General features: G+C 61.7%; 4 protein-coding genes and 1 pseudogene. 3 read left to right on the forward strand and 2 right to left on the reverse strand.

The genetic code is table 11. From position 1 onward, the window contains the following. Nucleotides 1-244 (forward strand): annotated as a pseudogene (locus EN964_RS27345) (LysE family translocator); the annotation flags it as partial. 10 nt (nt 245-254) lie between these two features. Here the strand turns inward: EN964_RS27345 and EN964_RS27350 are convergent. After that, nucleotides 255-1,079 carry a DUF2189 domain-containing protein gene (locus EN964_RS27350; RefSeq protein WP_127269027.1) on the reverse strand — a complete coding sequence of 275 codons (825 nt, stop codon included), beginning with the start codon at nt 1,077-1,079 and terminating at the stop codon, nt 255-257. A 300-nt stretch (nt 1,080-1,379) separates the two neighbouring features. Between EN964_RS27350 and EN964_RS27355 the strand changes: the two genes are divergently transcribed. Further along, nucleotides 1,380-2,603, forward strand: coding sequence for a TadE/TadG family type IV pilus assembly protein (locus tag EN964_RS27355; RefSeq protein WP_127269025.1), 1,224 nt, complete (start codon nt 1,380-1,382; stop codon nt 2,601-2,603). A 136-nt stretch (nt 2,604-2,739) separates the two neighbouring features. On the opposite strand, the gene EN964_RS27360 is transcribed toward EN964_RS27355, so the two are convergent. Then, the gene (locus EN964_RS27360) at nt 2,740-3,456 is read right to left on the reverse strand and encodes a glutathione S-transferase family protein (protein ID WP_127271609.1); all 717 of its coding nucleotides are present in this window, start codon (nt 3,454-3,456) and stop codon (nt 2,740-2,742) included. Between the two features lie 106 nt (nt 3,457-3,562). On the opposite strand from EN964_RS27360, the gene EN964_RS27365 reads away from it, so the two are divergent. After that, a complete protein-coding gene (locus EN964_RS27365; RefSeq protein ID WP_127269391.1) occupies nt 3,563-3,925 on the forward strand; it encodes a helix-turn-helix domain-containing protein in 363 nt (120 codons plus the stop codon). The last annotated feature ends 155 nt before the right edge of the window (nt 3,926-4,080 follow it).

The raw sequence follows: 4,080 nt of genomic DNA on the forward strand, positions 1-4,080 counted from the left end.
CTATCTGTCGCTGTTGCCGCAGTTCATCAGCCCCGGCAAAGGCCACGTGCTGTCGCAGCTTCTGGTGCTCGGCGCGACGCAGATCTCGATCAGCCTCAGCGTCAATGCCGTCATCGCGGTGACGGCCGGTTCGATCGCCACCTTTCTCGCCGGACGGCCTTTGTGGCTGGTCATCCAGCGCTGGATGATGGGCACCGTGCTGGCGGCACTTGCGCTGAAGATGGCGACAGAGGCGCAGCGCTGAGGGTGCTGATCTACATCGGCCGCCTTATCTGCTGTGCCCGCTCCGGCTCGACCACCTTGCGGTAGAGATGCCAGGTGGCATGGCCGAGCACCGGCATGACGACGGCGAGCCCGGCAAACAGCGGGATCGAACCGATCACCAGAAGCACGGCGACCAGCAAGCCCCACAGCGCCATCTGCAGCGGGTTGGCCATCACCGCCCTGGCCGAGGTCTCGATGGCTGAGACGGCGCCGACGTCACGGTCGAGCAGCAGCGGGAAGGCAACCACGGTAGTGGCCAGCACGATTACGGCGAAGACAAAGCCCGCGGCATTGCCGGCAAGGATCAGCGTCCAGCCCTTGCTGGTGGTCAGCACGTCGCGGACGAAGCCACCGATCGAGGCCGGCGGCTGGTCGCCGAACAGGCCGGTGTAGATCGACTGCGCCGTGTAGAGCCACAACAGGAACAGCGCCACCAGCATGACGCCGATGACAGCGATCGACGGGACAGCGGACGAGCGCCGCACATCAAACGCGTGCCACCAGGAGGTGTTCATGCCGAGCTCACGCCGGCGGCTGATCTCGTAAAGGCCGAGCGCCGCAAACGGCCCGACCAGCGCGAAACCCGACATCAGGGGATAGATGAGCTGGATGGCATTGGCGCCGGACGTCCACTGCGTCAGGATCAGGCCGACGATGGGATAGATCAGGCACAGGAACACGTAGTGCGATGGTTTTGCCCAGAAATCCTCGAAGCCGAGGCGCAGCGCATCCCAAAGGTCCGACGTGGTGATGCGGCGCACCGTTGGCTGCACATGCATTCCACGTGCGTCCGCCATAACATGAAAGCCGGCCATAACCTTCCTCCCGTGTGTCGGGGCGGTCACCGCCTGGATGGCCGCCAGAGCTGCCACTTCAAGATCGAGAGGCATGATAGCAGAGTTGGCGGCGATTGTCGCCGCGTCAATTGCCTGGGGCGCAACTCCTCGTAGTGTTCAACTCTCCGTATGGCCTCTCATATGGCGTGCCTCGGCAGTCTTTCGTTTTAGCCAATCATTGTTCTGCATTTTAGCATTTACGCATTTTAGCATTTACTTAAATTACTCGTAGGGATCTCTGGCGTATCACCTGAGCTTTACGAGGTTCGGCGAGGAACTATGTTCGCATTGAGAGGCTTCTGGTCTTCGGAGCACGGCAACTTTGCCATGACGACCGCCGTCGCGATGCTGCCGATAATGATTGGTTTGGCCGGCGCCGTTGATCTGATCGGCACGAGCCATGACGCCTCGCAACTGCAGAACTCGCTGGACGCGGCGGGGCTCGCCATCGGCACGAAGTTCTCTCCCGATATGGCGGCCGGCGATGTCCAGGAGCTTGGGCTGCAATTCTTCGCCGCCAATATGAGCGTGGCCGACCAGCAGGAATATTTGGGCAGCGTCTCCGCTTTCGCGGCAACGGCAAGCGGCAGCCCAAGCGCCTACTTTATCTCGCTGTCGTCCAGCATAAGCCGCCCAAGCTTCATCAGCGCCTCGGCCCCCTGGCAGGCCTCCCGCTCGGCCTCGGTCAAGGTAAAACCTGGCGCACAGGCCTGCGTGCTGGCGCTCGATCCGCATGCGTCCGCCGCCGTGAACCTCCAGGGCTCGACCAACGTCTCGATGGACAATTGCGTGATCGCGGCGAACTCGGACGCGTCCGATTCCGTCAACAGGGGTGGCTCCGCGCTGGTTTCAGCCGGCTGTGTCTCAACCGTCGGCGGCACCAGCGGGCTGTTGCCACCCAGCGCCAGTCTCGCCTGCGGAACGCCGCACGAACATAGGTACGCGTCCTTTGATCCATTGGCCGACGTCGTTCCTCCCCCTTACACATTGTGTTTGCCTGTCCCGAACGGCAAAACCTACACGCTGTCGCCCGGCACTTATTGCGACAAGACATTGTCGGGGGACATCACGCTTGATCCGGGCGTCTACATCATGCGCGGCACCACCATAAAGCCAGGGGGGAACGGCAGCCTGGCTGGCCAGGGCGTGACCATATTCCTCATGGAAAGCGCTGAGATCTACATAAATGCCAATGAGAAGGTGAACCTTTCCCCGCCCACCAGCGGCCCTTATGCTGGCATCACCATTTTCCAGGATCACGGCAACACGTCTGCTCTGACATTGAATGGCGGCGCAAATTCCGTGCTCAGCGGTTTCATTTACGCGCCGGACGCGCCCATTTCCTACGCCGGCAACTCTGATATGAGCGCCCAGGGCGACTGTCTCAGGCTTGTCGGCAATACGATTCAGATGACCGGAAACTCGTCCGTCAAGTCGGACTGCGCGGCGGCGCTTGGAAATCGCACAATGTACGCCGATCGGATGATCACTCTGGTGAAATGAGAACGACAGGCGGCCCAAGCGGTAGCGTTGAGAAAAATGGCGGTCCCCTTTAACAATGCCGGAGTGCGGTGGCGACCGCACTCCGGCAGATCAGCGCCTCTCACAAAGGCACATCCTGGTTGAAAACAGAGTGTCGCTACGATTTCGCCGCCGCCGCGAAGCGATCGATCACCTCAGTCAGGGGGACGTGGCCAAGGCAGGCGCCAGAACCGGCGGGCTGTTCGCCATCCTCAACAGCCAGCGCATAACGCACGGCCGGATCGGATTCGATGCGAAGGCGCAATCCGGCCAGCTTGGGATAGGCAGCGCCGTCGATCGCCTGGTGAAACTCCGCCCAGCGCGCCACGCCGATCAGCGTGGTATCGGCCAGCGTCAGCCGGTCGCCGACCAGGAAATCCGTGTCGGCGATCATCGCCTCGAGCCGATCATGACGTTCCGCAACGGCCTTGCGGCCGAACTCCCGCAAGGTCGCCTTCAGCGCCGGTTCATCCGCCGCCATTTCCAATGCCACCCAGAGCGGGCTGAAGGCGGCGGTGAACCCGGTGTTCACGAAGGCCATCAGCTGGTGCATGCGGTCGGCTTGCGGCGTGCGCGGTTCGAAGCTGATGCGGCGCTGTGTGTCGCGGGCTTCGAGCCACGAGGCGATGGCCATTGTCTCGGTGAGCACCCGGCCTTCGTCGGTGATCAGCACCGGCGTTTCCTGACGGTCGTTGATGCTGGCATAGGCATCGTTTTTCATCTCGGTGAGCATGTCGACGCGGCACAGGCGATAGGGTTGCCCGACGCGTTCAAAGGCAGCGACAAGCCCCATCGAGCTTCCCGCCGGGAAGCCGTAAAGGAGGATAGGTTCCATTTGTTTTCTTCCGTGATTGAGAGGATCACGCCGCGCAGCGAAACTTGACCCTAAACGCTTGTCGTCCCATGTAAATTACGCACAATTCTGTAACCAGGATCCGCCCATGAAAGACGTCGTCTCACGCTGCCCGATCGAAGAGACCATGCGCGTGCTCAGCGGTCGCTGGCCCACACTGCTGCTCTATTATCTGAAGGACGGGACCAAGCGGTTCAGCGACCTGAGACGTGACAACCCGACCGTGTCACATCGCATCCTGACCCTGGAACTGCGCAAGCTGGAGGACGCCGGTATCGTGCGGCGAACGGTGCGTCCGGGTTATCCGTTGCGGGTCGACTATGACCTCACGGCGCCTGGCCGCAAACTTGTACCGCTCATCGACGCGCTGGGCGCCTGGTGGGTGCATACGGAAGACGATCGCCAGACTTCATCGACACTGGAGACTTACGCCGGCATGGCGGCAGGTTAATTCTGATCGATTGAGGCAGGATGATCGCCGGCCAGTCGTCCAAACATCCTGAAGTCGTGGTAGGCGCCCTTGAACCGGGCTTTCTGCCGTAGCGTCCCCTCGTAGCGGAAGCCGGCTTTCTCCAGCACACGGTCCGATCCGGTATTGCCCGGCAG

The sequence above is a fragment of the Mesorhizobium sp. M7A.F.Ca.CA.001.10.2.1 genome (assembly GCF_003998575.1).
Classification (GTDB): Bacteria; Pseudomonadota; Alphaproteobacteria; order Rhizobiales; family Rhizobiaceae; genus Mesorhizobium.

What these genes read in the sequence shown, in the direction of transcription:
- EN964_RS27350 (WP_127269027.1), bottom strand. Translation starts at nt 1,079, where the DNA reads ATGGCCGGCTTTCATGTTATGGCGGACGCACGTGGAATGCATGTGCAG.
- EN964_RS27355 (WP_127269025.1), top strand. Translation starts at nt 1,380, where the DNA reads ATGTTCGCATTGAGAGGCTTCTGGTCTTCGGAGCACGGCAACTTTGCC.
- EN964_RS27360 (WP_127271609.1), bottom strand. Translation starts at nt 3,456, where the DNA reads ATGGAACCTATCCTCCTTTACGGCTTCCCGGCGGGAAGCTCGATGGGG.
- EN964_RS27365 (WP_127269391.1), top strand. Translation starts at nt 3,563, where the DNA reads ATGAAAGACGTCGTCTCACGCTGCCCGATCGAAGAGACCATGCGCGTG.